The sequence below is a fragment of the Amycolatopsis anabasis genome, from assembly GCF_009765355.1.
Classification (GTDB): Bacteria; Actinomycetota; Actinomycetes; order Mycobacteriales; family Pseudonocardiaceae; genus Amycolatopsis; species Amycolatopsis anabasis.
Genome location: NZ_VTHK01000007.1, coordinates 272438 through 298547 on the forward strand (window position 1 = coordinate 272438; position 26110 = coordinate 298547).

Genomic DNA, 26110 nt, shown 5'->3' on the forward strand with positions numbered 1-26110 from the left:
CGCTCGCTACGACGGCCACGAATGCACTCTAGCCGGGAAGCCCCGGACCGTCACCGGAATTCACCGGACGGGGATCGCCGCCGCGTACTGCGGGATCAACCGCGCGCATTCCCAGTACAGGGTTCTGCCGCCCGCCCGGTCACCGTGTCCCGGTACCGGACACCGAGCACGTCCTGCCGGTCCGCGACGTCCTCGGTCCGGCGGGTCAACCGGAACCTTCCCTCCACTGTGGACAGACCAGTCTCGTCCACGCCCCGGCGAACCACCAGCCGGGCACCGTCGCGGTTCTCCTCCTGGCCGTGCACCTGGTCCTGGCCGGGATCGTGCTGGCCCTGCCGGTCGCCCGCGCGCTCGGGAATCCGGGTCGCTGACCCGAAAGGCGGTGCCGGGCTGAGCCGCGGGGCCCCTACGCTCGGGAAGATCATGCGGACTCAGGCCGGGGATCATCAGGTGCTGGAGGCGGTCACCGCGACCGCGGAGGGGCAGCGGCGCGACCGCTACGCCGCGCTCGGGGCAGCGGGCCCGGTGCATCGCCTGCGGTTGCCCAACGGGGTGCCGGTCTGGCTGATCACCAGTCATGCCGAGACGAAACGCCTGCTCACCGATCCCCGGATCGTGAAGGTCGGGCCGGAGCAGGCGCCGTACGCCCACCGGCTGCCGCCGGACGTGGCCCGGGGCATCTACCACCACCTGCTCTACGCGAGCCCGCCCGAGCACACCCGGCTGCGCCGCCTGGTCGCCAAGGCTTTCACGCGGGGCCGGGTGGACGGCCTCGCCCCGCGCATCGAGGAGACCACCCACCGGCTGCTGGACGAGGTCGCGGGCGCGGACGTGGTCGACCTCATCCCGGCGCTGGCCTACCCGCTGCCGATCACCGTGATCAGCTTCCTGCTGGGCATTCCCCGCGACGCGCAGGCGGACTTCCGGGCCTGGACCGCACCCCTCATCGCCCCGGAGGTGGCCGGGTACGACACCTACGCGGCGAGTGCCCGGACGCTGCTGACGTTCCTCCGCCAACTCATCGCGGTCAAGCGGCGCGAGCCGGGCGAGGACCTGCTCTCCGATCTGGTCGCGGTCCGCGACGGCGAGGAGCGGCTCACCGAGGACGAGCTGACGTCCATGCTGTTGCTGCTCGTGGTGGCCGGGCACGACACGACCGTCAACCTCATCGCCAACGGCGTGCTCGCCCTGCTCCGGCACGAAGACCAGCGCGCGTTGCTGGCAGCCGATCCGGACCGGCTGGCGAACGCGATCGAGGAGTTGCTGCGTTACGACGCACCGGTCCACAACACGGTCCCGGCCCGCGCCACCGAACCGGTCGAGGTCGCCGGGACGACCATCGAACCCGGAGACGTGGTCGTGTTCTCCCTGCTGGCGGCCAACCGCGATCCGGACCAGTTCGGCGAGCCCGGCCAACTGGACCTGAGCCGGGACTGCGGCACGCACACCGCTTTCGGGCACGGCATCCACTACTGCCTGGGCGCGCCCCTGGCCCGGCTCGAGGCGCGGATCGCCCTCGGCGCCCTGCTCGACCGGTTCCCGCGGCTGTCCCTCGCGGTCCCCGCCGACACGCTGACCCGCAAGCCGTCGATGACCATGAACGGCCTGACCGCCCTGCCCGTCCGGCTCCGGGGGTCGTGAGTGTTCGGGCCGGTCAGAACCGGTCTGTCCACTCACGACCCCAGCACCCGGCTCCCTCGCGTGTGTAAGGGAACCAGTGCGCGGGAAGCTCGCCTCAGAGGGCGATCCCGAGCAGGGAGTCCACCGCCGCGCGCACCACGGCGGGGGCGTCCGGGTCGCCGCCCTGGCGCTGCCGGGCTTCCTCGACCCACGCGTCCACCGCGGTCAGCGCCTTCGGGGTGTCGAGGTCGTTGGCCAGGTGGTCGCGCAACCGGGCGACGGTGTCCTCGGCGGGCGGACCGGCCGCCAGCGCCACCGCCTCCCGCCAGCGCGCGAGCCGTTCTTCGGCGCGGGCCAGCAGATCCGGGGTCCAGGCGCGGTCCTCGCGGTAGTGTCCGGCGAACAGCGCCAGCCGGATCGCCCCGGCCTCCACGCCGTCGGCCCGCAGCCGCGAGACGAACACCAGGTTCCCCCGGGACTTCGACATCTTCTCGCCGTCGAGGCCGATCATCCCGGCGTGCACGTAGTGGCGGGCGAACGGGTGCTCCCCCGACAGCGCCTCGGCGTGCGCCGCGCTGTACTCGTGGTGCGGGAACACCAGGTCCGATCCGCCGCCCTGGACGTCGAAGCCCATGCCCAGGCGGTTGATCGCGATCGCGCTGCATTCGATGTGCCAGCCGGGGCGGCCGGCGCCGAGTTCGGACTCCCAGGCCGGTTCGCCGGGACGGGCGCAGCGCCACAGCAACGCGTCCAGCGGGTCGCGCTTCCCGGGCCGGTCCGGGTCACCGCCGCGTTCGGCGAAGAACTTCGCCATCGTCTCCGCGTCGTAGTTGGACTCGTAACCGAACCGCCCGGTGGCGTTGTGGTCGAAGTAGACGTCCGGGTACTCGGGATCGTCGACCCGGTAGGCCGAACCGTCGGTGAGCAGCTTGGCGATCACCTCGACGATCTCCGGGATGCTCTCCACCGCGCCGACGAACTCGCGCGGCGGCACCACGCGCAGCGCTTCCATGTCCTCCCGGAACAGCGCGGTCTCCCGCATGCCGAGGACGATCCAGTCGTCCTGATCGCGCTCGGCCCGCTCCAGCAGCGGCTCGTCGACGTCGGTGACGTTCTGCACGTAGTACACCTCGTGGCCGGCGTCCAGCCACTGCCGGTGCACCAGGTCGAACGTGAGGTACGTGGCGGCGTGCCCGAGGTGGGTCGCGTCGTAGGGCGTGATGCCGCAGACGTACATGCGCGCGAGCTTCCCCGGGGTCGTGGGGCGCACCTGCCCGGTCGCGGTGTCGTACAGCCGCAGCGGGCGAGCGGTTCCCGGCACTCGGGGAACGGTGACCGATGACCAAGTCTGCATACCCCAACCCTAAGCGTGCCTCAGCAAACCGTTCCCGCCCGGTGGGATTGATCGGTTGACACGCGCATCACCGCATGTACAAACTGTTTTTGTCATGAAAGACGTCTTGTACCTTGAGTCCCTCGAACAGGCCGACGCGTTGCTCAAACCGATGCGGGTGGAGGTGCTCCGGCAGCTCGCCGAACCGCGCACCTGCACCGAGATCTCCGGCGTGCTGGGGCACAGCCCGCAGAAGATCTACTACCACGTGCAGCGGCTCGCCGAGGCCGGACTGGTCGACCAGGTGGACTCCCGCCAGGTCCGCGGCATCACCGAGGGCATCTACCAGGCCAGCGCCCGCGCGTACTGGCTGTCGCCCCGCCTGGTCGGCACGATCGCGCCGCGGCGCGCGGGCGACGAGCTCAGCTTCGGGTACCTGCTCAACCTGGTCGAGCAGGTGCAGACCGACCTCGCCGATCTCGGCGGCGCGGCGGTGGACCTGCCGTCCCTGGCGGTGTCCGGGGAAATCCAGCTCGCCGCGGCCGACCGCTCCGCGTTCCTCGCCGAACTGCGCGACACCCTCCAGGAGCTGTGCACCCGCTACGGCGGCCCGGCGGACGCCGACCGCGACCCGTTCAAGATCGCGGTCGCCGTGTACCCCAAGGGACAAGCCCGCGACTGAATCAGGACCGGTTTCGCAGCGATTCGGCGCCGGGGAACGAAACCGCCCACATGGCCGCGAGGCCCTCGCTGAGATCCGCACCGGCGGGCGCGCCCCGCGGATCGAGCAGCCATTGGACCGAGAGCCCGTCGCAGATCGCGATCACGAAACTCGCCACCGCGAGGCAGCGCGGGTCCTCCGGGGCCGAGCCGTCGCCCAGCGACTCCGCGACCAGCCCGGCGACCCGCGCGCGGCATCGCCGGTACTGTTCGGCGAACTGCTCGCGCAGCGACGGCACCCGCTCGGCCTGCGCCAGAGCCTCCACATAGGACAGCAGGAGCGCGCGCTTCCCGGCCAGGCTGTCCAGCATCGTCACCCAGGCGACGCGCCCGCGCTCGATCGGGGAGGCCGCCGGATCGGCCATCGCCACCCTCGCCAGCTGATCGGTCCACTCCTCGAAGACCTCACCGATCGCCGCGTTGAGCAGACCGGCCTTGGAGCCGAAGTGGTAGCCGATCGAGGCCAGGTTCGTCCCCGAGGCGGCGACCAGATCACGGGTGGTGATGTGCGCGTAGCCCTTGTCTTCCAGCAACCTGCGCGCGGCGGCGAGCAGGTCTTCGCGGTGGCCCACCGGCTCAGCGTAGACCGTGACACTGGACACAGGATCTATACGGGCGTATAAAACGGACGTATACAACTACGCCGAGGAGTCGTGCCGATGACGACCGACGCCGCACCGCCCGCCCTCCAGTCCCCCGCCGCGACGGACTCCCTGCCCCTGCCGCCCGGACCGCGGCTGCCGCTCCCGGTGCAGTCCTACCTGTTCGGCGCGCGGCGGCACCGCTGGCTCCCGCGCGTCCGGCGCCGCTACGGCGATATCGTGCACCTGCGCATCTTTCCCGAGCGCAACCTCGTGCAACTGGCCGATGTCGAGCACATCCGCGAGGTCTTCAGCGGTCCGGTCAGCACCTTCCACGCGGGCGAGGGCAACGTCGTCCTCAAGCCGATCATGGGCGAGCATTCGGTGCTGATCACCGATGAGGACGTGCACCTGCGTGCCCGCAAACTGCTCATGCCCGCCTTCCACGGCGCGGCCCTGCGCGGCTACCGGGAGCTGGTCACCGAACTCGCCACCGCGGAGGTCGAGCGCTGGCCCGCCGGGCGGCCGTTCCGGTCGCACGACCGGATGCACGCACTGACCCTGGAGATCATCCTGCGCGTGGTCTTCGGCGTGACCGACGGCCCGCGCCTGGACGAACTGCGCACGCTGCTGCGCAAGATCGTCGCCGTCGGCCCGCTCGACGTGCTGGGCTGGCACAAACCGGCGTTGCAGCGGTTCGGTCCGTGGCGGCGCAACGCCGCCACCGCCCGCCGCGCCGACGAGCTGATCTACGCCGAGATCGCCGACCGGCGCCGCGCGGACGATCTGGACGACCGCACCGACGTGCTGTCCCGCCTGCTCACCGTCCCCGCCGAGGACGATCGCCTCTCCGACGCGGAGTTGCGGGACCAACTGGTGACGCTCCTGCTGGCCGGGCACGAGACCACCGCGACCGCGCTCGCCTGGTCGTTCCACGAACTCGCCCGCGATCCCGCGCGGCTGGACACCGCCACCCGCGCGGCCGACGACGGCGACGAGAAGTACCTGGAGGCGGTCGCGAAGGAGGCCATGCGCCTGCACCCCGTCATCTCCGAGGTGGCGCGGAGGCTGACCCGGGACGTCGAGATCGGCGGGTACCGGATCCCCGCGGGCTTCACCGTGATGCCCTCGATCAGCCTGGTCCAGGGCGACCCCGCCCACCATCCCGAACCCGCGCAGTTCCGGCCGGAACGCTTCCTCGACGGCGGCCCCGCCACCGGTTCCTGGTTCCCGTTCGGCGGCGGGGTGCGCCGCTGCCTCGGCGCCGGTTTCTCGCTCCTGGAGGCCACGATCGTGTTGCGGGAAGTCCTTTCCCGCTACCGCCTCGCCCCGGACCGCCTGTCTCCGGAACCCGCCCGCGCCCGCAACATCACCCTGGTCCCGGCCCGCGGCGCCCGCATCGTGATTACCCCCCGAAACAAGGTGTAATCGAATAGTGATGTGAACTAGGTTACAAAACCCCTCCGACGGGCGACTCACCTAAAGGTGTTGAATGCCCGAAGCGGAGAGGGATGACGATCATGACGGATCCGGTAGGCGGCACAACCGGTCGCTACCTGGTGTTGCTGGACGCGGACGCCGGCCCGGAGGGGTTGACGTCGATCGCCGATGTCGCGGGCATCCGCGCGTCCAGCACGGCCGATCTCGACGGCGCTTCGGCCGCCGAGCTCCTGGACACCGCGGACGGCCTGCTCATGCACGAGCTGAACGTCGCCGTCGTCTCCGCGGACGCCGATCAGTACGCGGCGCTCACCAACGCGGTCGACCAACCCGGGCCGATCTCGATGGTGGAAGCCGAACGCGTGGTCTACGCGATCGACGCGCCCGCCGAACCCGCCTCCGCCCCGGAAGCCTTCCCGGTCGACGAGAGCGCCTTCACCTGGGGGCTGCAGGCGGTCCGGGCGGCGGACAGCAAGGCCACCGGCGCCGGGATCAAGGTGGCCGTGCTGGACACCGGGTTCGACCTCGGGCATCCCGACTTCGCCGGGCGGACGGTCGTGCACAACTCCTTCATTCCGGGGGAGGCGGTGCAGGACGGCCACGGCCACGGCACGCACTGCATCGGCACCTCCTGCGGGCCCCGGAAGCCGGAAGTCGCACCGGGCTACGGGCTGGCCTACGAGGCCGAGATCCACGCCGGAAAGGTGCTCAGCAACGCGGGATCCGGCACCGATGGCGGCATCCTCGCCGGGATCTCCTGGGCGATCACCAACGGGTGCGCGGTGGTGTCGATGTCGCTGGGCGCCGCGGCGCAGCCGGGCCAGCCGTTCTCCCGCACGTTCGAGCGGATCGGCCGCCGCGCGCTCACCCGCGGCACGCTGATCATCGCCGCGGCGGGGAATTCGAGCCAGCGCTCGCGCGGGCTCGTCGCGCCGGTGGGGCACCCCGCGAACTGCCCGTCGTTCCTGGCGGTCGGCGCGATCGACGTCCGGGGCGCGATCGCCGACTTCTCCTGCGGCACGGTGGACCAGCACGGCGCGATCGACGTGGTGGGCCCGGGCGTGGACGTGCACTCGAGCTGGCCGGTGCCGACGCGGTACCGCAGGATCAGCGGCACCAGCATGGCCACCCCGCACGTCTCGGGCGTCGCCGCGCTCACCGCGCAGGCGCACAACGCGCGCGGCTGGGAACTGTGGGCTCGCCTCAGCCAGTCCGCTCGCCGGGCGCCGCTGCTGTCGACCGACGCGGGCGCCGGATTGGTACAAGCTCCGTAGCGGAAGGACGGGATCCGCCGGTGGAACCGGACCGCAAGGTGGTGGTGTCGGTCGCCGAGGACCGGCACGGCGCCCTGGCAGACGTCGTCACGGCCCTGCGCGCGGCGGGGATGAACGTCGATCACGTGCTCGAACCCATCGGCACGGTCACCGGGTCGCTGGGTTCGAGCACGGTGAACGCGCTGCGCTCCGTCCCCGGGGTGGCCGAGGTCGAACTGGCCCGGGAGTACCAGTTGCCGCCCGAGGGTGAACCGCAGTAGTGGCGAGTCCGGGCGCCTGGGAACCCGCTACTCCCGCGGAAGTGCACGCGCTCTTCGCGGAGCTCGGCGTGCCGTGGTGGCTGGCCGGTGGGTACGCGATCGAGTCCGCCGTGGGGCGGCGGTTGCGCGAACACGGCGACATCGACGTGCTGCTCCTGCGCCGCGATCAGCTCGCGGCGCAGGAGGCCCTCGCCGGTTGGGAGTGGCACGCCGCCGAGCCACCCGGGACGCTGCGCCCCTGGGCGCCGGGCGAACTGCTTCCCGTTGGCGTGCATGACATCTGGTGCCGTCCCGGACCGGAAGCGCCCTGGCGCGTCCAGCTCATGCTCGACGAGTCGATGGGCGAGTACTGGGTGTCCCGGCGCGATCCGCGCGTGCTCCGGGAGATCTCGTCGATCGGCCGCACCGGGGACGACGGGGTCCCTTACCTGGCACCGGAAATCCAGCTCTTCTACAAGGCCCGGGAGCCGCGCCCGAAGGACGAGACCGATTTCGCGGCGGCGCTGCCCGGCTTGTCCGCACCGCAGCGCCGGTGGCTGCGGGACGCGATCGCGACGACCTACGGCGAACATCCCTGGCACGCACGACTCGCGGATTAGGTCGTGGTCACATCCGCTGCCATTGGCGGCTCATCCGGCGCCGGGCGGGAAGCCGGGCGGTCCGGCTGCGGTAGACGATGTAGGGCCGGAACAGGTAACGCACCGGCGCGCTGAAGGCGTGCACGAGCCGGGAGAACGGCCAGAACGCGAACAGGACCATCCCGGCGAGGACGTGGATCCGGTAGGTCAGCGGCGCACCCGCCATCAGCGCGGGATCCGGGTGCAGCGCGAACACGCCGCGGAACCAGGGGGCGACCGTGGTGCGGTAGTCGTAACCGCCGCCGACGCCGTTGGTGAACACGGTCGTGGTCAGCCCGGCGACCAGGGCGACGCCCAGCAGCACGTACATCACGGTGTCGTTGCGCGTGGTCGCTGCCCGCACCGCCGGGGTGCGCCACCGGCGCAGGAGCAGCACGCCGAGCCCGCCGATCGCGGCGACGCCCGCGACCGTGCCCAGGCCCAGCGACACCAGGTGGTACCGCTCCTCGTCCACGCCGACGAGCTCGGTGAGGCTCTTGGGAACGAGCAGGCCGAGGACGTGCCCGCCCACCACGAACAACAGTCCGAAGTGGAATATCGGGCTGCCGATCCGCAGCAGCCGCGATTCGTAGAGCTGCGAGGATCGCGTGGTCAGGCCGAACCGGTCGTGGCGGTACCGCCAGATCGTGCCGGCGATCAACAGGACGAGGGTGACATACGGCGCGGCCACCCACAGCAGGATGTCGGTCATCGGTGTGCTCCCGGACGCGCGACGGGGAAGGGATCGAGGCCGACCTGTTCGGCCGGTGGCACCACGGGCAGGGACGCATCCCCGCGGGGCAGGGTTTCCAGCACCGCCCGCACGGCCGAGGCGTACGGGGTGCCGAACTTCTCCAGGTTGGCGGCGAGCAGGACGAGCCCCGGGCGGTATTCGGTCAGCAGCGCGGTACCGGCCGCTCCCTCGTTCCCGGCGAACTCGAGCACCACCGGCAGGAAGTCCGGCAGTTCGCCGGGCAGCAGGGTCAGGCCGTGGGCGCGGTAGAGCCGCTTGATCCGCACCAGCGACGCGCCGCGGCGGCGGGTGTCGCCGTCGGCGTACCAGGTCAGGTACAGGCATCTGCGGGGGCTGGTGTCGAAGGTGCGGACGTAGTGCTGCGCGACCTCGGCCGGGCTCGTCGCGGCGAGGTGCTCCAGGAGCCGGGACAACTCGGCGCGGGCGGGCTGCTCGGGCAGGGCGTCGACGGCGGCGCGGACTACGGGCAGCGCGCCGAACGCGCCCTCGTCCGGATACTGCAGGCACCAGCCCGCGGCACGCCGGATCACCGCCACCGCGCGCTCGGAGTCCGCGCACCCGCGGCGCCGGATCACTTCCGGCCTCGATCCGCGGTTTCCCCGCGCAGCGAGGGAAACAGGCCGTCCGGACGGCTTCCCTCTCGCCAGCTGAACAGGTTCACCGTTCCGCCGCCGCCCATGCCCGGACCGCCGTCGGTGTCCAGGCTGCACTTCGTGGCGATGGCTTCGAGGTCGTGCGCCTGGGCGACCCCCGCGGTCGGGATCACGTACCGCTCTTCGTATTTGGCCAGCGCGAGGAGCCGGTACAGCGACTTCAGCCCGGCCCCGGTCGTCCCGACGGCCTCGGCGATCTCGTCGCGCGGCTCGTCGCCGAGGTTGACCGCGCGCATGAACGACCGCATGGCGGCGAGCTTGCGCAGGCTGGCGCGGACCGGTTCCGGATCACCGGCGGTGAACAGTTCGGCGAGGTAGGACACCGGGATGCGCAGGGTGTCGATGGCGCCGAAGAGGTTGTTCCCGTCCTCGCCGTCGAATCCGCTGCCCGCGACCGCGTCGACCACCGGGGACAGCGGCGGGATGTACCAGACCATCGGCATGGTGCGGTATTCCGGATGCAGCGGGAGCGCGACGCGGTGGCGGCAGATGAGGTCGTACACCGGGGACCGCTGCGCGGCGGTGATCCAGTCGTGCGGGATGCCCGTCCGTTCGGCCGCCTCGATCACCGCCGGATCGTCCGGATCGCAGAACACGTCGAGCTGCGCGGAGTAGAGCTGGTGCTCCTCCGCCACGCTCGCCGCGGCGAGCACCTTGTCGGCGTCGTAGAGGACCACCCCGATGTGCCGCAGCCGACCGACGCAGGTTTCCGCGCAGACCGTGGGCTGGCCGGCTTCGACGCGCGGATAGCAGAACGTGCACTTCTCCGCCTTGCCGGTCTTGTGGTTGAAGTAGACCTTCTTGTACGGGCAACCGGTCACGCACATCCGCCAGCCGCGGCAGGCGTCCTGGTCGACCAGCACGATGCCGTCCTCGACCCGCTTGTACATCGCGCCGGACGGGCAACTGGCCACACAGGACGGATTGAGGCAGTGCTCGCAGATCCTGGGCAGGTAGAACATGAACGTCTGCTCGAACTCGAACTTGATCTGGTCGCTGATCCTGGTCAGCAGCGGGTCGCGTTCGCCGTGCTCGGCCGCGCCGCCGAGGTCGTCGTCCCAGTTGGGCCCCCACTTCGGCTGGTACGGGCGCCCGCTGAGCTGCGAGGTCGGCCGGGCGGTCGGCACGTCGTCGCCGAGCGGGGCCTCGGTCAGATTGCGGTACTCGTACGTCCACGGCTCGTAGTAGTCGCCGATCTCCGGTAGATCGGGGTTCGCGAACAGGGAGAGCAGCTTGCGGGCCCGCCCGCCCGCGCGGAGCTTCAACCGGCCGCGGCGGGTGCGTTCCCAGCCGCCGCGCCAGCGGTCCTGGTCCTCGTACCGGCGCGGAAACCCTTGTCCGGGACGGGTTTCCACGTTGTTGAACCAGGCGTACTCGACGCCGCCCCGGTTCGTCCACGCCTGCTTGCAGGTGACCGAACAGGTGTGGCAGCCGATGCACTTGTCCAGGTTCATCACCATCGCCAGCTGCGCCATGATGCGCATCAGTAGTCGACCTCCTGCGAGCGGCGGCGCAGCACGGTGACCTCGTCGCGCTGGTTCCCGGTGGGCCCGAGGTAGTTCAGCGCGAAGCAGAGCTGGCCGTAGCCGCCGATCAGATGGGTGGGTTTGAGTTGCACGCGGGTCAGCGAGTTGTGCATGCCGCCGCGTTTCCCGGTGGCCTCGCTCTTGGGCACGTTCACCGTGCGGTCCTGCGCGTGGTACAGGAACGCGGTGCCCTCGGGCATCCGATGCGACACGATCGCGCGGCCGACCACCACGCCGTTGCGGTTGACCGCTTCGATCCAGTCGTTGTCGGCGGCGCCGATCGCGGCCGCGTCGGCCGGGCTCAGCCAGACGGCGGGGCCACCGCGGGAAAGCGTGAGCATCAGCAGGTTGTCCTGGTACTCCGAATGGATCGACCACTTCGAATGCGGGGTGATGTACCGGACGGTGACCTCGCGCTCGCCGTTCGGGCCGATGCGGGGTTCACCGAACAACCGCTGCATGTCCAGCGGGGCGCGGTAGACCGGCAACGCCTCCCCCAGTTCGTGCTGCCAGTCGTGGTCGAGGTAGAAGTGCTGGCGCCCGGTCAGCGTGTGCCACGGTTTGAGGTGCTCGACGTTGATCGTGAACGGTGCGTACCGGCGGCCGCCGGATTCGCTGCCCGACCACTCCGGGCTGGTCACCACGTGCGCGGGCCGGGACTGGGTGTCGGCGAACGTGATCCGCTTGCCCTCGTTCTCCGCCGCCAGGTGCGCCAGGGGTTTCCCGACGCGCTCGGCGAGCACGTCGAATCCGTGCCGCGCGAGCCGCCCGTTGGTGGTGCCGGACAGGGCGAGCACGGCCTCGGCCGCCCGGCGATCGGTGTCCAGCCGGGGCCGCCCGGCCGCCGCGCCGCCGACGGCGAGGCCGTTGTGCTCGCCGAGCCAGGCGAGTTCCGGGCCGACGTCCAGGGTGATGCCCTTGATGGTGACGCCCTTGTCGTCGAGAAGCGGACCGAGGGCGGCGAGCTGATCGGCGACCGCCGGGTAGTCGCGTTCCACCACGGTCAGCACCGGCATCGTGCGGCCGGGCACCGGTTCGGCCTCCCCGGCGACGCCGCCGGGCTGGGCGACCTCGCCGGGCGTGTCGTGCTGCAGCGCGGTGGCCACCAGATCCCGCCGGACCCCGAGGTGCACGCGGGCCAGGTCGCTGAACGCGCGCGCGATCGCGTGGAAGGCGTCGAAATCGGTGCGGGTCTGCCACGGCGGATCCACCGCCGCGCTGAACGCGTGCACGAACGGGTGCATATCGGTGGAGGACAGGTCGTGCTTCTCGTACCAGGTGGCGGCGGGCAGCACGATGTCGGCGAACAGCGTGGTGCTGGTCATCCGGAAATCCAGGGCCAGCAGCAGATCGAGCTTGCCCTCGGGGGCTTCCTCGCGCCAGGTGAGCGACCGCGGCCGCACTGCCGGTTCCGACGCGCCGGTGCGCAGGTTCGTGTCGGTGCCCAGCAGGTGGCGCAGGAAGTACTCGTTGCCCTTGGCCGAGGAACCCAGCAGGTTGGCCCGCCACACGGTGAGCACCCGCGGCCAGTTCTCCGGCGCGTCGGGATCCTCCCCGGCGTAGCCCAGTTCCCCGGCCTTCAGGGCGTCCACTGTGTACTCGACCGGATCCGCACCCCGCGCGTGGGCCTCGTCAGTGAGGTCGAGCGGGTTGCGGTCGAAGGTCGGGTAGGACGGCATCCAGCCGCGCCGGGCAGACTCGGCCAGGCAGTCGGCGGCGGTCTTCCCGGCCAGCGTTCCGCGGGCCATCGGCCAGCTCAGCGCGTCCATGGTGTAGCCGTCGTACCGCCACTGGTCGGTGTGCAGGTACCAGTAGGCGGTCCCGATCATCTGCCGCGGCGGGCGGCACCAGTCGCTCGCCGAGGCCAGCGTCTGCCAGCCGGTGAGCGGGCGGACCTTCTCCTGCCCGACGTAATGCGCCCACCCGCCGCCGTTGCGGCCCTGGCACCCGGTGAGCAGCAGCAGGGTCAGGAAGCTCCGGTAGACCTGGTCGGAATGGAACCAGTGATTGGTGCCCGCGCCCATCAGGATCATGCAGCGGCCACCGGATTCGGCGGCGGTGCGGGCGAACTCCCGGGCGATGCGGACGGCCCGCCCGGCGGGCACCGAGGTGATCGCCTCCTGCCACGCGGGGGTGCCGGGCTGGCCCGGATCGTCGTACCCGGCGGGCCATTCCCCGGGCAGCCCGGGCCGGGCCACCCCGTACTGGGCGAGCAGCAGGTCGAACACGGTCGTCACCACCCGGTCGCCGATCCGGCGCACCGGGACGCCGCGGCGGAGCACCGCGCCCGAGCCGTCCGCGGCGTCGAACCGGGGCAGCAGCACCTCGGCGGTCTCCTGGTTCCCGGTCCCGTGCAGGGTCAGCCGCGGCACCACGTCACCCAGGTCGAGGTTCCACCGGCCCGCGCCGGATTCCGACCAGCGGAAGCCGATCGATCCGTTCGGCGTCACGACCTCGCCGGTGCGATCGTCGAGCAGCACCGGTTTCCACTCGCCCGCCTCCTCGGCGCTGCCCACGGCCGCGGCGGTGAGGAACTTCCCCGGCACGTACCCGCCGTCCCGGTGGTCCAGGGTGATCAGGAACGGGAGGTCGGTGTACCGGCGCACGTAGCCGGTGAAGAACTCGGTTTCGGCGTCGACGAAGAACTCCTTGAGGATCACGTGCCCCATGGCGGTGGCCAGCGCCCCGTCGGTGCCGGGATGCGGGGCCAGCCATTCGTCGGCGAACTTGGTGTTGTCGGCGTAGTCCGGGGAGACCACCACGACCTTCTGCCCGCGGTACCGCGCCTCGACCATCCAGTGCGCGTCGGGCGTGCGGGTGACCGGGACGTTGGAGCCCCACATCATCAGGTAGGCCGCGTCCCACCAGTCCGCGGACTCCGGAACGTCGGTCTGGTCGCCGAACACCTGGGGCGAGGCCACCGGAAGATCGGCGTACCAGTCGTAGAAGGACAGCATCGGGGCGCCGATCAACGCCATGAACCGGGACCCGACCGCGTGCGACACCATCGACATCGCCGGAATCGGGGAGAACCCGGCGATCCGATCGGGGCCGTGCCGTTTGATCGTGTGCACGTGCGCGGCGGCGATCATCTCGACCGCTTCGGCCCAGTCGATCCGGACGAGGCCGCCCTTGCCGCGGGCGCGCTGGTAGACCCGCCGCTGCACCGGATCCTCCACAATGGATTCCCAGGCGAGCACCGGGTCCTTGAGTTCGCGCTTGGCCGTGCGGTACGCCTCGACCAGCACACCCCGGGCGTGCGGGTACCGGACCCGGGTCGGCGAATAGGTGTACCAGGAGAAAGACGCGCCGCGCGGGCAGCCCCGCGGCTCGTACTCTGGTTTGTCGGAACCTACCGAGGGATAGTCGGTGTCCTGGCTCTCCCAGGTGATCATGCCGTCCTTGACGTAGACCTTCCAGCGGCACGAACCGGTGCAGTTCACCCCGTGCGTGGACGAGACGACCTTGTCGTGGCTCCACAGCTCGCGGTAGAAGGAATCCGCCTCGGTGCCGCCGGACCGGTACACCGACCGCAGGTCCGGTGACACCTCCGATCTGGACAGGAAGCGGCCCGTTTTCAGCAGGAAATCGGTCGCCGATTCGGTCAATTCCGGAACAAACTCGCCACGACGCTTTTGCGCGGACATAGTCGTGCATCGCCTCCGCAGGACAATACGAATACGGCCACCACAGTACACACCTTTGCGTGTTGCACGAGTCCCACGACCGGATGACCAAACTCAGAATTTATGCCGCCCTGACATGCGAAAACCCTTGACACGCCAGGACTTTACAAAAGTGCACACCCAGCTTTGCGCATCCTTTACGGACCCAATTCAGACAATTCGCTGACCATTACCCCGAATAGCAAGATTGCCACTCAACATGTCACGTTTCCAAGATTCCATGTCAGCTTTCTCACCTCGAGGAGCCGGTGCTGGCGAAACGAGCCATACTTGCCCGCACGAACCCCGCACCGCGCACCCCCGGGAGGCCCTGGCCATGACCGACACCGCCTGGTCCTTCCCCGGCACCCCGGAAATCGCGGACGTCGAAGCCGCGATCGGGGCGCTCTACGCCATGGTGGACATAGCGGACAGCACCCTGGCCGAAGCCGTCGGCACCCTGTCGCTGTCCCAGTTCCACACACTGCGGATCATCGCGGAACGGACACCCGTCAACGTCAGCCAGGTCGCGGACGCACTGGACATGAACCCGTCCTCGGTCACCCGAACCTGCGCACGGCTGGCCACCCTGCGCCTGGTGCGCCGCCGCCAGAACCCGTTGAACAGGCGCGAAGTCCTGCTCGCGCCGACCGCCCGCGGGCACCAGGTGCTCGAACGGGTCCGCGACCACCGCCGGAACCGCTTCCACCACATCCTGAACCGCCTGGACGCCGCGGAACGACCCGCCGTGACGGCCGCCCTCGCCCGCTTCGCCGAAGTTGCCGCCCAGCCCGACCGGTGACCGTTCAGCGCGCCTCGGCGCCTCGCACGAACGAACTCGGGCTCATCTTGGGGAGGCAGGCGAGGCCGTCGAAGGCGGTCACCACATCCACGGGCACATGGGTGTGCACGTGCCGGATGGACGCGGGGCCGAGAGTGCTGCCGCGAGCGGGCCGCAGGTCCAGCAGTACCGGCTCGTCGCCCGGCGAGGTCGCTTCGACGGCCCGCTCCACGCTGTCCTCGGCGGGCGGGTCGAGCGAGCGGGCCAGCACTTCGATCCCCAGCCTGGCGTCCTCGTCCAGCCGCATATCGGCGGTGCTGCCGCCGCGCGCGGTGACGCCGAGGGCGAAGTAGTCCGCGCCGAGGTCGTCGGCGAGGTAACTGCCGGTGGACCGCATACGGACCCCGGGCAGCAGTTCCATCGGCACCCGCTGCACGTGGGCGTTGTGCACCATCAGCACGATCCGTTCCCCGGGGCTGGAGAGTGCGCGCAGCAGCCGCACGGTCTCCGCTTGGTAGACGTCCCGCGAAGAGATCGCCGAAGCGGGTGGGTCGGCCGTACCGAGCTCGACGAGTTCGCGCAAGTGCTCGTCCAGCCGCAGCGCGCCGAGCGCGTGGTGCCGGGCGATCAGGTGCTCGCGCGGGTCGGGCCCGGGCGGCAGCGCGTCCAGCCGCAGCAGCAACCTGGTCAGCGCGGCGGTGGCGGCGTCGCGGTCCGGTACGCTCAGCGCGGCATAGCGGGCGGGCGCCACGCCGTTGTTGGCCGCGTCGTAGCACCGGACCGCCTCGATCGCCGCGTCGGCAAGGGGAACCTGGTCGGGGCCGTGCGCGGCGAGGTACTCGCGCACCCGGCTCAGCGCGGGCACCCCGGAACCGCCCGAACCCGGCACGTCCACCCCGGCGAACCGCACCCGGCCACCGGCCGCGTTGTGCGCGCGCAGCCAGCCGAGCAGGTCGTGCATCTCGCCCGCGTCGCCGTAGCCGAAGGTGAACCCGTCCCGCGCCACCGTCTCGACCTCGCCGGGGCCACCGCGAATCCAGTCGTCGACCAGGCGCCCCTCGGCGAAACCCGATTCGAAGGCGAGCACACCGAAGTCCAGTTCGGTCACCAGGAAACGCAGGATCCGCTCGCGCAGCTGGGTGAACTCGCGGATGTAGTGGTTGTTCTCCCCGATCGCCACCACGTGCGCGTCACCGATCAGCTCGGCGAGCGCGGACAGGTCGTCCAGCGGCAACCGGCGAACGCCGTCCGGCAGGGGCATGGCGGCTCCTCGGTTCAGCGGCGGCTGCGCAGGTAGTCGCCGATCACCGCCGCGCCGAGGCCGTCCGTCTCGGGCGCGACGACCCGGCCACCGGACCGGCGCGCGATCAGGTCGACGAACGCGGCGAGCCGCGGATCGTCGCCCAGCCGGAACACCGTCACCGAGGCACCGAGCTTCGCCAGCCTGTCCACTTCGGACAGTGTCTTGCGGAGGGTGCGCGGCGGTGGCGGGTAGTTGAATTCGGCGGTGCCATCGGGTTCCAGGTGCGCGGTGGGCTCCCCGTCGGTCACCATGAGCACGACCGGCTGCGCGTCCGGATGCCGCCGCAGGTGCCGACCGGCGAGTAGCAGCGCGTGGTGGGCGTTGGTGCCCTGTTCCCACACGCCTTCCAGGCCGACGAGCTCGTCGAGTTCCACCGAGGTCGCGTACCGGCCAAAGGTGATCAGCTGCAGGGCGTCGTTGCGGAACCGGGTGGAGATCAGCTGGTGCAGGGCGAGCGCCGTGCGCTTCATCGGCAGCCAGCGACCCTCCTGAACCATCGACCACGAGGTGTCCACGCACAGCGCGACCGCGGCGCGCGAGCGGTGCTCGGTCTCCACGACCTCCACATCGGACACATCGAGGCGGACCCGGCCGCCCGCACCGGAAGCGGTGCGCAGCACGGCGTTGCGGACCGTGCGCGACACGTCCCACGGCTGCGTGTCCCCGAACCGCCACGCGCGGGTGGCCCCGGTGGGCTCCCCCGCCGCCCCGGCCGATTCGGTGTTCCGCTCGCCGGTCTTGCCGCGCAACGCGTTCAGGACGTCCGCCAGCGCGGTTTCGCCCAGCCGACGCAACGCCTTGGGCGACAGCCGCAGCGAACCGTCCGGGGCCCGTTCGAACAGGCCCTGCGCGCGCAGTTCCCGCTCCAGTTCGGCCAGCCTGCGCGCGTCGACGCCGGAGTCCTCGCCGAGCTGCCGCTCCAGCGCCTCCAGGTCGATGTCCTCCAGCCGGGCGCCCGGATAGGACTGCGCGAGCTGCTCGGCGAGCGCGTCCAGTTCGGCGAGATCCGCCATGGCCCGCGCGCCCTCGCCGAGCCCGAGGGGATCCTCGCCCCGGAACCGCGCCGACGAGGTCCAGTCCTCCCCCGGTCGCAAGGCCAGCAACTGTTCGTCCAAAGCGGACAGCTGCCGCGCGAGCCGCGGATCGCCGAACGCCTGCTGGGAAAGCTCCGCCAGTTCGGCCCGCTGCTCCGGTGTCATCGAGTTCAGCATGCGCTGCGCCGCGGCCGCCCGGGCCGCGAGCACGTCGATCAGTTCCTCGACGTTCCGCGGGTTCTCGGGGAAGAACTCGCCGTGCCGGCGCATGAACTCCGCGAACCGTTCGTCCACATCGGAGAATCCCCGCGCGTGGGCGTCCAGCAACGCGTTGAGGTCCTCCAGCATCCGGTTGATGCGCTCGACGTCCTCTGGCCCGGCGTTCCGCAGCGCGTCCTTCATGCCCTCGAACCGCGAGTCCAGCAACTCGCGGCCGATCAGCTCGCGGATCCGCTCGTAGTTCTCCCGCCCCTGTTCCGAACGCCACCGGTACTCGGCCAGTTCCCGCACCGCGGCGGCGGTCCCGGGCGGCAGGGCGTCCAGTTCGGCCTCGGCGAACCGGGCCTCGTCGGACGGATCGGGGAACAACGCGCGGCGCTCGGCGTCCAGGGCTTCGTCCAGCAGCCGCTGAACTTCCTGCAACGTGCCGTCGAGCCGGTGCCGCCGCTGGATCTCGGCGCGGCGCTGCCACACGCGGCGGGTCAGCTCGTCCAGCCCGGCGGTGTCCCGGGTGCCGCGCCGGAGCACCTCCTCGAGCGCGGACCGCGGCGACGAGCCACCCAGCACGTCGCGGCCGATCTCGTCCATCGCGGCCCGCAGGTCCACCGGCGGCGCGAGCGGATCCGGCCCCTCGTGCCACGGACCGTACGAGTACCCCTCGGGCAGGGCGGTCATGGCCCGTACACCGTCGTGTTGTCGTCGGAATCCTTGGCCAGTTGCCGCGCCAGGTAGAGCGATTCGAGCGCGAGTTCCACCGCCGCCGCGATCCGGCCCGGCGACTCGTCGGCGGACACCCCGGCCCGCTGGGCGACCTCGTGCAGCACCGGCAGTTCGGGCAGCGCGGCGAGCACCTCCTTGCCCGGCACGCGTTCCCCGGTCGCCACCAGGTGGCCGTCCGCGACGGCGGTCACCAGCGGGCGCAGGTCGAGCCCGGCGAACCGGTCGCGGGCCGTTTCGGCGATCGCGCGGCGCAGCAGGTGCACCAGGTGCTCGGTCTCCCGGCCTTCCTCCCCCGGTTCGAACTCGACCTTCCCGCGCAGCACGGCGGGCACCGCGTCGAGGTCCACCGGGCGTGCCACGGGTGGTTCCTCGCCGGTCAGCGCCGACCGGCGAAGTGCCGCCGCGGCAACGGTTTCCGCCGCGGCGACCGCGAAGCGCGCGGACACGCCCGAACGCTGGTCGATCACGTTCGCCGAGCGCAGGTTGCGGACGAACCGGGCGAGCACCTCCAGCAGCGGCTCGCCGACTTCGGCGACCAGTCGCGCCTCCTGCCGCACCACGCCCACCTCGGCCGCGACGTCGAGCGGGTAGTGCGTGCGGATCTCCGCGCCGAACCGGTCCTTGAGCGGGGTGATGATCCGGCCGCGGTTGGTGTAGTCCTCGGGGTTCGCGGTGGCCACCAGCAGCACGTCCAGCGGCAGCCGCAGGGTGTACCCGCGGACCTGGATGTCCCGCTCCTCCATCACGTTCAGCAACGCGACCTGGATCCGTTCGGCGAGGTCGGGCAGCTCGTTGATCGCGACGATCCCGCGGTGCGCGCGCGGCACGAGTCCGAAGTGGATGGTCTCGGGATCGCCGAGGCTGCGGCCCTCGGCGACCTTCACCGGGTCCACGTCACCGATGAGGTCGCCGACCGAGGTGTCCGGGGTGGCCAGCTTCTCGGTGTACCGCTCGCCGCGGTGCAGCCACGCGACCGGCAGGTCGTCCCCGAGTTCCGCCGCGCGGCGCCGGGACACCGGGGTGATCGGGTCGAGCGGGTGCTCGGCGAGTTCGGCACCTTCGATCACCGGCGTCCATTCGTCGAGCAGTCCGGCCAGGGTGCGCAGGAGCCGGGTCTTGCCCTGACCGCGTTCGCCGAGCAGGACGACGTCGTGCCCGGCCAGCAGCGCGCGTTCGAACTGCGGCAGCACGGTGCGGGAGAAACCGACGATACCGGGCCACGGGTCCTTCCCGTCCCGCAGCGCCGCGAGCAGATTGTCATGGATCTCGGTCTTCACGCCGCGCGGCGCGTAACCGGCGGCGCGCAGCTCCCCTGCCGTGCGAGGGAGATGTGCGGGTACGGAGTTCACCCTGCAAACGCTACTTCCCGCGAAGGCGATCGTCGATGTGGACCAACTCCAGCCCGCCGCGACGCGTATTCTGGGTCATCGTGTGCTGTCCGAGTGCGACTTTCGCTGTCTGGTCCGCCGCGTGGCTGCATGGCGCCGCGGCGTCCGATGACGCGCTTGACGCCCTGCTCGCCTGGGGCGAGGCCCATGAGGTCGTGGCCGCCGACGAACCGACCGCGGACACCTTCGACGTTCCGGTGACCGGAAACCGCCCGGCCACGCTCGCGCGGTTGCTCGCGGCGCTGCGCCGCCACGGCGCGACCGGGGCGCATCTCGTGCTGCCCGTGCCCGGCGACCCCCGGGGGCTCGGGGGCGGCGGCCCGTTCACCGAGGCCGCGCTGCGCGCCGGGGAAGCGGTGCTGCTCGCCGGTCTCGGGTACGGCGTGGTTCCGGAGATCCTGGCCGAAGGGTTGTTGCGGTGGACGGTGTTCCCGCTGGCCACCTCGCCGGTACCGGAGTACCGAGCGCTGGGCGAGGCCGAGCACGCGATGACCGACGCGATCCGGGACAGCGCCGGCGCCCTGCAGGCGCTCGACATCGCGCGGGACCGGCCGGGGGTGCGCGACGAGCTGTCCGCGCGGCTGCGCTCGGCGCCCCGGCTCGACTGGCCGGCGGGCACCCCCGGGCGCGCGTTGCGCGTCTTGCAACGGGCGACCGAGGTGAACGCGATCCTCGCACTGGCACACGCCGACGACCCCGGCGGCGCGGTGTCGGCCTCCGCCGCCGCACAACGCGCCCAGGCCCTCCGGCCGCTGGCGACCGCGGTCCGCACCGCCCAGTGCGCCGCGGTGAACGAGGCGGTCCGCGTCTTCGCCGACCAGGCCGACCGGCAACCCTGACCAGCCGGACTCCGAAAGTGCGCGCACCTTTCGGGCCGAGCTTTCCTGTGCGTTTCCGGAAATTCCGATTCTGTCGGGGGTGGGTGAAACCATGGGCCTCCCTTGCACAGAAAGGTCCTCGCGTTGTCCGGAAGAGCAATCCCAATCGGCAGAAGCGCCGCCTGGGCGCAAGCTCCGCGAGACGCGCGAGCGCGCCGGAATGACCGAGGGCGGCGCGCTGATCTGCACCGCCGCAGCATGGCGAGCACTTCTTTGCAGGGTCGCCGAGTGAGTGGGGTCGTGAGTGTTCAGACCGGTTCTGACCGGCGTAAACACTCACGACCCCGGTCAGGCGCGGGTGGGGCGTTTCGCGGGTTCGCAGCAGCCGGGGGCGCAGGGTTCGCCGTTGAGGGTGCAGCCCGCCGCGGGGAACTCGGACAGTTTGCGCGCCGGGGCGTCCGCCACGTGTTCGCGCACCAGTTCCACGACCAGTTCGGCGAACCGGGGATCGGTCCCGGCCGTCGCCGCGCGCGCGAAACCCATGCCCAGCTCGCCCGCGCGTTCCGCGGCCTCGTTGTCCAGGTCCCAGATCACCTCGAGGTGGTCGGAGACGAAACCCACCGGGCACACCACGACCGCCGGAACGCCCCGGGCGTGCAGGGCGTCGATGTGGTCCACGATGTCCGGTTCCAGCCACGGCACCTGCGGCGGACCGGACCTCGACTGCCACACCACGTCGTAGGTCTCGATCCCGGTCTCCGCGGCCACGAGCCGCGCGGCCTCGGCGATCTGCTCGGAGTACCGGCGACCGCCCTCTTCCGGCGGACCGGAGGCGAGGTCGGCGCTTTCCGGAATCGAATGCGCCACGAACACCGTGCGCGCCCCGCTCTCCACGCCGACCTCGGCATGGGCAACGCGCACGGCGTCCGCGATCGCGCCGATGAACAGCGGATGGTCGAAGAACTGCCGCAGTTTCACCAAATCGGGCGCGCCCGCGCCGACCGCGGCCCGCGCGCGCACGATGTCCTCGTCGTACTGGCGGCAGGCGGAATACCCGCCGTACGCGCTCGTCGGGAAGACCAGCGCGCGCCGGACGCCGTCGGCGGCCATCGCCGCGACGGTCCGCTCGACCATCGGGTCCCAGTTCCGGTTGCCGAAGTACACCGGCAGGTCGATCCCTTGCGCGGCAAGCTCTTTCTCCACCGCGGCGATCGCGTTGCGGTTCAGCGCGTTGATCGGCGAGACACCGCCGAAATGCTGGTAGTGCTCGGCGACCTCGGCCAGTCGCTCCCTGGGCACCCCCCGCCCCCTGGTCACGTTCTCCAGGAACGGCATGACATCGTCCGGACCTTCGGGGCCGCCGAAGGACAGCCACAGCAACGCGTCGTAACCCACCCACCCATCTTGCCGCTGTGGCGAGGCCCACCACGAATCGGGTACTGGTTTTGAACTGCTCGATCCAAAACATGCTAGGGTCACCCCATGGCACGGCCACGGGAGTTCGACGAGGAACGCGCGGTGGAGCGCGCGATGCAGGCGTTCTGGTCGAGCGGCTACGAGCGCACCTCCACCCAGGAACTCTGCGCCGCCACCGGACTGGGCCGCAGCAGCATCTACAACACGTTCACCAGCAAGCACGAGCTGTTCCGCAAATCGCTGCGGCACTACTGCGACACCGCGACCGGCGCCTGGGTCGAACTGCTCGACGGACCGGGCACAGCACGGGAAAGACTGCACCGGATGCTGGCCCGGGTGATCGACGACGAGGTCGAGAACCAAAGCCGCGGCTGCCTGGTGGTGAACACCATCGCGGAACTGGGCGGCCGCGACCCCGAGATCGGGGCGATCCTGCGGGCCGACACGGACCGGTTGATCGCCGCGATCGGGGCGTGCATCCGTTCCGGCCAGCGCGACGGTGAGATCGACCGGGGCAAGGACGCCCGCGCACTGGCCCAGTTCGTGCACTGCCAGATCGGCGGCATCCGGATGATCTCCCGCAACGGCGCGGACCGCACCACGATGACCAACGTCGCCGAGATCGCCCTCAGCGCGCTGTAAATCCCTGCTCGAAACCGAGCCGGGCCTGCCGCGTGTTCGTTTTGTACTGACCAATCCATAACTGGAGGATCCCGATGCCCCTCGCCGTGTACATCCTCGGCCTGAGCATCTTCGCCCTGGGCACCTCGGAGTTCATGCTCTCCGGGCTGCTGCCCGCCATCGCCGGGGATCTCGGGGTGAGCATCCCGGACGCCGGGCTGCTCATCTCCGCGTTCGCCATCGGCATGGTCGTCGGCGCACCCCTGCTCGCCGCGGCGACCCTGCGCCTGCCGCGCCGCGCCACCCTGCTCGCGCTGCTCGCCGTGTTCGGGATCGGGCAGGTGGTGGGCGCGATCGCGCCCAGCTACGGCGTGCTCTTCGGGACGCGGGTCGTCAGCGCGCTCGCCTGCGCCGGGTTCTGGGCGGTCGCCGCCGCGAGCGCGATCACGCTGGTGCCGGTCAACCGGCGCGCCCGGGCGATGGCGGTGGTCACCGGCGGGCTGACCATCGCGAACATCGTCGGCGTGCCCGCGGGCACCTTCCTCGGCCAGCACGCGGGCTGGCGCTCGGCGTTCTGGGCCGTCGCCGCGCTGACCGCCCTCGCCGTCGTCGGGGTCCTGCTGTTCGTGCCCGCCCTGCGGCCGGATCCAGAGCGGATGCCCCGGCTCCGGGGCGAACTGGGGGCGTACCGCGACGCTCGGGTCTGGCTGGCGCTGGGCATCACCGCCCTGAGTTCGGGCCTGGTCTTCTGCACGTTCAGCTACCTGGCGCCGGTGCTGACCGACGTGACCGGCCTGCCCGAAGGCTGGGTGTCGGGCGCGCTCGCGCTGTTCGGCGTCGGCGGGCTCATCGGGATCACGCTCGGCGGGCGACTCGCCGACGCCTACCCGCTCGCGACCCTGTTCGGCAGCCTCGCGGCCACCCTCGTGACCCTGGTCGTGCTCGGCACGGCGACCTCGAACGCGCCGCTCACCCTGGCCGCGATCTTCGCGCTCGGGGTCGCCGGGTTCGCCGCGAACCCCGCCCTGAACGCCCGCGTGTTCGCGCTCGCGCACCGCGCGCCCACCCTCGCCGGGGCCAGCAACACGTCCGCCTTCAACATCGGCAACACCGCCGGTCCCGCGCTGGGCGGGCTCGCGATCGACGCCGGGCTCGGTTACGCGAGCGTCGCCTGGGTGAGCGCGGTCCTCGGCGTCGCCGCGCTCGGCGGCATCACGCTCGCCGCGATCATCCAGCGCCGCGACGACCGGCTGCCCGAACCAACCCTCGTCACCGCGTGAAATCCCTACTGGAAAAGGAGAACACCATGTCCGAAGCAACCAGGAAGATCGTCACCGACTTCTACGCCCGCCTGGACGCGGGGGACGTTCCCGGCGCCGCCGCGCTCTTCGCCGAACGGGTGGACTGGAACATTCCCGGCGCCACCGAGCACGTGCCGTGGATCGGCCCGCGCAAGTCCCGCGCGGAGGTCGCCGAGTTCTTCCGCACCTTGGACCGCGATTACCTCGAGCGCGACCACTTCACCGTCGAGAAGATCCTGGTCGACGGGCCGGACGCGATCGCCGTGGGCCACCTGCGGTCCACCGTCCTGGCCACCGGCCGGGTCATCGAGTCCCCGTTCGCGGTCCGGTTCACCGTCGAGGACGGCCGGATCACCAAGTACCTGATGTTCGAGGACAGCTGGCGGGTGGCCGAAGCCACCCGCCGCGACCGCTAGACCCCGAGGGCGTGCACGCCGCCATCGACCCAGATCATCGAGCCGGTGGTGGCGGGCAGCCAGTCGGAGAGGACCGCGCACACGGACTTCGCGACGGCCGTCGGATCCGAACTGTTCCACCCGAGCGGCGCGCGGCCGTCCCAGCCCTCCTCGAGTTCGACGAAACCGGGGATCGACTTCGCGGCCATGGTCTTCATCGGGCCCGCGGTCACCAGGTTCACCCGAATCCCCTTCGGCCCGAGGTCCCGCGCCAGGTAGCGGTTGACCGACTCCAGCGCCGCCTTGGACACGCCCATCCAGTTGTAGACCGGCCACGCGACCCGCGCGTCGAAGTCCATGCCGACGATCGAGGAACCCTCGCCCAGCAGCGGCAGGACCGCCTCGGCGAGCGATTTGTACGAGTACGCCGAGATCTCCAGCGCGGTGGCCACGTCCTGCCACGGGGCGTCCATGAACGGCGCGCCCAGGCAGGTCTGCGGGGCGAACGCGATCGAGTGCAGCACCCCGTCCAGCCCGTCGACGTGCTCGCACACCCGGTCGGCCAGCGTGCTCAGGTGCTCGGCGTTCTGCACGTCGAGCTCGAGCACCGGCGCCGGTTCGGGCAGCCGCTTGGCGATGCGCTCGACCAGCGACATCCGGCCGAATCCGGTGAGCACGACCTTCGCGCCCTGCTCCTGCGCGACCTTCGCCGCGTGGAACCCCAGCGACGCGTCGGTGATCACCCCGGTGATCAGCAGGCGCTTGCCTTCGAGCAGTCCGGACACAGGTCCTCCAAATCTGGGGGTTGGTGGTTCTTGCGGGGAAGTCTCAGTGGCCCATGCCCAGGCCGCCGTCGACCGGCAGCACGGCGCCGTTGATGTACCCGGCCTCGTCGGAGGCGAGGAAGCGCACCGCGCTCGCGATCTCCTCGGGCTCGGCGTACCGGCCGGAGGGGATCTGCTTCATGATCTCCTCCTTGCGGTCTTCCTTCAGCTCGTCGGTCATGTCGGTGCGCACGAACCCGGGCGCGATGACGTTCGAGGTGATGTTGCGCGAACCGAGTTCGCGGGCGAGCGAGCGGGCCAGGCCGACCAGTCCCGCCTTGCTCGCGGCGTAGTTGAGCTGACCGGCCGAACCGGACAGGCCGACCACCGAGGAGATGAAGATGTACCGGCCCCACTTCGCCCGCAGCATGCCCCGCGAGGCGCGCTTGGCGACCCGGTAGGCGCCGGTCAGGTTGGCGTCGAGGACCCGGGTGAACTGCTCCTCGCTCATCCGCATCAGGAGCGTGTCGTCGGTGATCCCGGCGTTGGACACCAGGACCTCGACCGGCCCCTGGTGCTCCTCGACCTGCTTGAACGCCGCGTCCACCTGCTCGGCGTCGGTCACGTCGGCCTGGACCCCGAACAAGCCCTCCGGCGCGCCGGAACCCCGGTGGGTGACCGCGACCTGGTGCCCCCGCGCGTCCAGTTCGCGCGCGATGGCCAAGCCGATGCCCCGATTGCCGCCGGTGACCAGAACGGACCGTCCCACCTAGTGCTCCTAGCGTCGTGTCGTCGCAGTTGACGGGCTGAGGTTATCGGTCGACGTCAGCGAGGGTGCAGGCGCTCCGCGCCTAGATGACCTATTCCAAGGTCAGTGGTCGTAGGCGGTGAGGGATCGGTGGACCTG

General features: G+C 71.1%; 24 protein-coding genes. 11 read left to right on the forward strand and 13 right to left on the reverse strand.

What is annotated here, in order from left to right; translation table 11 throughout:
• Positions 1–95 precede the first annotated feature (95 nt).
• Positions 96–425 carry a hypothetical protein gene (locus FXO23_RS12375; protein WP_158884123.1) on the reverse strand — a complete coding sequence of 110 codons (330 nt, stop codon included), beginning with the start codon at positions 423–425 and terminating at the stop codon, positions 96–98.
• On the opposite strand from FXO23_RS12375, the gene FXO23_RS12380 reads away from it, so the two are divergent.
• Complete coding sequence (locus FXO23_RS12380) at positions 424–1641, forward strand: cytochrome P450 family protein (protein ID WP_158884125.1); 1218 nt, start codon at positions 424–426, stop codon at positions 1639–1641. The two genes, FXO23_RS12375 and FXO23_RS12380, sit on opposite strands and share 2 nt — an antisense overlap.
• 94 nt (positions 1642–1735) lie before the next feature.
• On the opposite strand, the gene mshC is transcribed toward FXO23_RS12380, so the two are convergent.
• Positions 1736–2974 carry a cysteine--1-D-myo-inosityl 2-amino-2-deoxy-alpha-D-glucopyranoside ligase gene (mshC, locus tag FXO23_RS12385; protein ID WP_158884127.1) on the reverse strand — a complete coding sequence of 413 codons (1239 nt, stop codon included), beginning with the start codon at positions 2972–2974 and terminating at the stop codon, positions 1736–1738.
• 94 nt (positions 2975–3068) lie between these two features.
• Between mshC and FXO23_RS12390 the strand changes: the two genes are divergently transcribed.
• Entirely contained in the window at positions 3069–3635 is a 567-nt protein-coding gene (locus FXO23_RS12390) for an ArsR/SmtB family transcription factor (RefSeq protein ID WP_158884129.1), read from the forward strand.
• A gap of 1 nt (position 3636) precedes the next feature.
• Here the strand turns inward: FXO23_RS12390 and FXO23_RS12395 are convergent, their stop codons facing one another.
• The gene (locus tag FXO23_RS12395; protein ID WP_158884131.1) at positions 3637–4245 is read right to left on the reverse strand and encodes a TetR/AcrR family transcriptional regulator; all 609 of its coding nucleotides are present in this window, start codon (positions 4243–4245) and stop codon (positions 3637–3639) included.
• Positions 4246–4332: 87 nt separating this feature from the next.
• Between FXO23_RS12395 and FXO23_RS12400 the strand changes: the two genes are divergently transcribed.
• The 4 genes from FXO23_RS12400 to FXO23_RS12415 all read left to right on the forward strand — a co-directional run bounded on the left by FXO23_RS12400 (position 4333) and on the right by FXO23_RS12415 (position 7827).
• Complete coding sequence (locus FXO23_RS12400; RefSeq protein ID WP_158884133.1) at positions 4333–5682, forward strand: cytochrome P450; 1350 nt, start codon at positions 4333–4335, stop codon at positions 5680–5682.
• A gap of 92 nt (positions 5683–5774) precedes the next feature.
• Positions 5775–6968, forward strand: coding sequence for a S8 family serine peptidase (locus FXO23_RS12405; protein WP_158884135.1), 1194 nt, complete (start codon positions 5775–5777; stop codon positions 6966–6968).
• Between the two features lie 20 nt (positions 6969–6988).
• On the forward strand, positions 6989–7228 hold the full coding sequence (locus FXO23_RS12410) for a hypothetical protein (protein ID WP_158884137.1): 240 nt from the start codon (positions 6989–6991) through the stop codon (positions 7226–7228).
• Positions 7228–7827, forward strand: a complete 600-nt coding sequence (locus FXO23_RS12415) for a nucleotidyltransferase domain-containing protein (RefSeq protein WP_246257153.1) — start codon at positions 7228–7230, stop codon at positions 7825–7827. The genes FXO23_RS12410 and FXO23_RS12415 overlap by 1 nt, the downstream gene beginning before the upstream one ends.
• Positions 7828–7834: 7 nt before the next feature.
• On the opposite strand, the gene narI is transcribed toward FXO23_RS12415, so the two are convergent.
• The 4 genes from narI to FXO23_RS12435 are packed head-to-tail and all read right to left on the reverse strand — an operon-like array spanning position 7835 to position 14425.
• Entirely contained in the window at positions 7835–8557 is a 723-nt protein-coding gene (gene narI / locus FXO23_RS12420; protein ID WP_158884139.1) for a respiratory nitrate reductase subunit gamma, read from the reverse strand.
• Complete coding sequence (gene narJ / locus FXO23_RS12425) at positions 8554–9174, reverse strand: nitrate reductase molybdenum cofactor assembly chaperone (protein WP_158884141.1); 621 nt, start codon at positions 9172–9174, stop codon at positions 8554–8556. Before narJ ends, narI begins: the two co-directional genes overlap by 4 nt.
• On the reverse strand, positions 9171–10736 hold the full coding sequence (gene narH, locus FXO23_RS12430; RefSeq protein ID WP_158884143.1) for a nitrate reductase subunit beta: 1566 nt from the start codon (positions 10734–10736) through the stop codon (positions 9171–9173). Before narH ends, narJ begins: the two co-directional genes overlap by 4 nt.
• The gene (locus tag FXO23_RS12435; RefSeq protein WP_158884145.1) at positions 10736–14425 is read right to left on the reverse strand and encodes a nitrate reductase subunit alpha; all 3690 of its coding nucleotides are present in this window, start codon (positions 14423–14425) and stop codon (positions 10736–10738) included. Before FXO23_RS12435 ends, narH begins: the two co-directional genes overlap by 1 nt.
• A 355-nt stretch (positions 14426–14780) precedes the next feature.
• Here FXO23_RS12435 and FXO23_RS12440 point away from each other — a divergent pair, with 355 nt between their 5' ends.
• Positions 14781–15245, forward strand: a complete 465-nt coding sequence (locus tag FXO23_RS12440) for a MarR family transcriptional regulator (RefSeq protein ID WP_158884147.1) — start codon at positions 14781–14783, stop codon at positions 15243–15245.
• Between the two features lie 4 nt (positions 15246–15249).
• On the opposite strand, the gene FXO23_RS12445 is transcribed toward FXO23_RS12440, so the two are convergent.
• From FXO23_RS12445 to FXO23_RS12455, 3 genes are read right to left on the reverse strand one after another with little or no spacing between them, the layout of a single operon-like run.
• Positions 15250–16485 carry an erythromycin esterase family protein gene (locus tag FXO23_RS12445; protein WP_158884149.1) on the reverse strand — a complete coding sequence of 412 codons (1236 nt, stop codon included), beginning with the start codon at positions 16483–16485 and terminating at the stop codon, positions 15250–15252.
• Positions 16486–16499: 14 nt separating this feature from the next.
• The gene (locus FXO23_RS12450) at positions 16500–18455 is read right to left on the reverse strand and encodes a vWA domain-containing protein (RefSeq protein ID WP_158884151.1); all 1956 of its coding nucleotides are present in this window, start codon (positions 18453–18455) and stop codon (positions 16500–16502) included.
• Complete coding sequence (locus FXO23_RS12455; RefSeq protein ID WP_158884153.1) at positions 18452–19849, reverse strand: ATP-binding protein; 1398 nt, start codon at positions 19847–19849, stop codon at positions 18452–18454. The genes FXO23_RS12450 and FXO23_RS12455 overlap by 4 nt, the downstream gene beginning before the upstream one ends.
• An 80-nt stretch (positions 19850–19929) precedes the next feature.
• On the opposite strand from FXO23_RS12455, the gene FXO23_RS12460 reads away from it, so the two are divergent.
• Complete coding sequence (locus FXO23_RS12460) at positions 19930–20727, forward strand: hypothetical protein (RefSeq protein WP_158884155.1); 798 nt, start codon at positions 19930–19932, stop codon at positions 20725–20727.
• Positions 20728–21054: 327 nt separating this feature from the next.
• On the opposite strand, the gene FXO23_RS12465 is transcribed toward FXO23_RS12460, so the two are convergent.
• Positions 21055–22101, reverse strand: a complete 1047-nt coding sequence (locus FXO23_RS12465) for a ferrochelatase (RefSeq protein WP_158884157.1) — start codon at positions 22099–22101, stop codon at positions 21055–21057.
• A gap of 87 nt (positions 22102–22188) precedes the next feature.
• On the opposite strand from FXO23_RS12465, the gene FXO23_RS12470 reads away from it, so the two are divergent.
• The 3 genes from FXO23_RS12470 (at position 22189) to FXO23_RS12480 (ending at position 24460) form a co-directional block, all read left to right on the forward strand.
• Positions 22189–22764, forward strand: a complete 576-nt coding sequence (locus FXO23_RS12470; protein WP_158884159.1) for a TetR/AcrR family transcriptional regulator — start codon at positions 22189–22191, stop codon at positions 22762–22764.
• Between the two features lie 74 nt (positions 22765–22838).
• On the forward strand, positions 22839–24023 hold the full coding sequence (locus FXO23_RS12475) for a Cmx/CmrA family chloramphenicol efflux MFS transporter (protein ID WP_158884161.1): 1185 nt from the start codon (positions 22839–22841) through the stop codon (positions 24021–24023).
• Positions 24024–24049: 26 nt separating this feature from the next.
• Complete coding sequence (locus FXO23_RS12480; RefSeq protein WP_158884163.1) at positions 24050–24460, forward strand: nuclear transport factor 2 family protein; 411 nt, start codon at positions 24050–24052, stop codon at positions 24458–24460.
• Here FXO23_RS12480 and fabI read toward each other — a convergent pair.
• Positions 24457–25224, reverse strand: a complete 768-nt coding sequence (fabI, locus tag FXO23_RS12485; protein WP_158884165.1) for an enoyl-ACP reductase FabI — start codon at positions 25222–25224, stop codon at positions 24457–24459. The two genes, FXO23_RS12480 and fabI, sit on opposite strands and share 4 nt — an antisense overlap.
• 43 nt (positions 25225–25267) lie before the next feature.
• Entirely contained in the window at positions 25268–25972 is a 705-nt protein-coding gene (gene fabG / locus FXO23_RS12490) for a beta-ketoacyl-ACP reductase (protein ID WP_158884167.1), read from the reverse strand.
• Positions 25973–26110: the final 138 nt, after the last annotated feature.

Coding starts and splice junctions, on each gene's coding strand:
- FXO23_RS12380 (WP_158884125.1), top strand. CDS start 424: ATGCGGACTCAGGCCGGGGATCATCAGGTGCTGGAGGCGGTCACCGCG.
- FXO23_RS12375 (WP_158884123.1), bottom strand. CDS start 425: ATGATCTTCCCGAGCGTAGGGGCCCCGCGGCTCAGCCCGGCACCGCCT.
- mshC (WP_158884127.1), bottom strand. CDS start 2,974: ATGCAGACTTGGTCATCGGTCACCGTTCCCCGAGTGCCGGGAACCGCT.
- FXO23_RS12390 (WP_158884129.1), top strand. CDS start 3,069: ATGAAAGACGTCTTGTACCTTGAGTCCCTCGAACAGGCCGACGCGTTG.
- FXO23_RS12400 (WP_158884133.1), top strand. CDS start 4,333: ATGACGACCGACGCCGCACCGCCCGCCCTCCAGTCCCCCGCCGCGACG.
- FXO23_RS12405 (WP_158884135.1), top strand. CDS start 5,775: ATGACGGATCCGGTAGGCGGCACAACCGGTCGCTACCTGGTGTTGCTG.
- narI (WP_158884139.1), bottom strand. CDS start 8,557: ATGACCGACATCCTGCTGTGGGTGGCCGCGCCGTATGTCACCCTCGTC.
- narH (WP_158884143.1), bottom strand. CDS start 10,736: ATGCGCATCATGGCGCAGCTGGCGATGGTGATGAACCTGGACAAGTGC.
- FXO23_RS12435 (WP_158884145.1), bottom strand. CDS start 14,425: ATGTCCGCGCAAAAGCGTCGTGGCGAGTTTGTTCCGGAATTGACCGAA.
- FXO23_RS12440 (WP_158884147.1), top strand. CDS start 14,781: ATGACCGACACCGCCTGGTCCTTCCCCGGCACCCCGGAAATCGCGGAC.
- FXO23_RS12445 (WP_158884149.1), bottom strand. CDS start 16,485: ATGCCCCTGCCGGACGGCGTTCGCCGGTTGCCGCTGGACGACCTGTCC.
- FXO23_RS12450 (WP_158884151.1), bottom strand. CDS start 18,455: ATGACCGCCCTGCCCGAGGGGTACTCGTACGGTCCGTGGCACGAGGGG.
- FXO23_RS12470 (WP_158884159.1), top strand. CDS start 22,189: ATGGCACGGCCACGGGAGTTCGACGAGGAACGCGCGGTGGAGCGCGCG.
- FXO23_RS12475 (WP_158884161.1), top strand. CDS start 22,839: ATGCCCCTCGCCGTGTACATCCTCGGCCTGAGCATCTTCGCCCTGGGC.
- FXO23_RS12480 (WP_158884163.1), top strand. CDS start 24,050: ATGTCCGAAGCAACCAGGAAGATCGTCACCGACTTCTACGCCCGCCTG.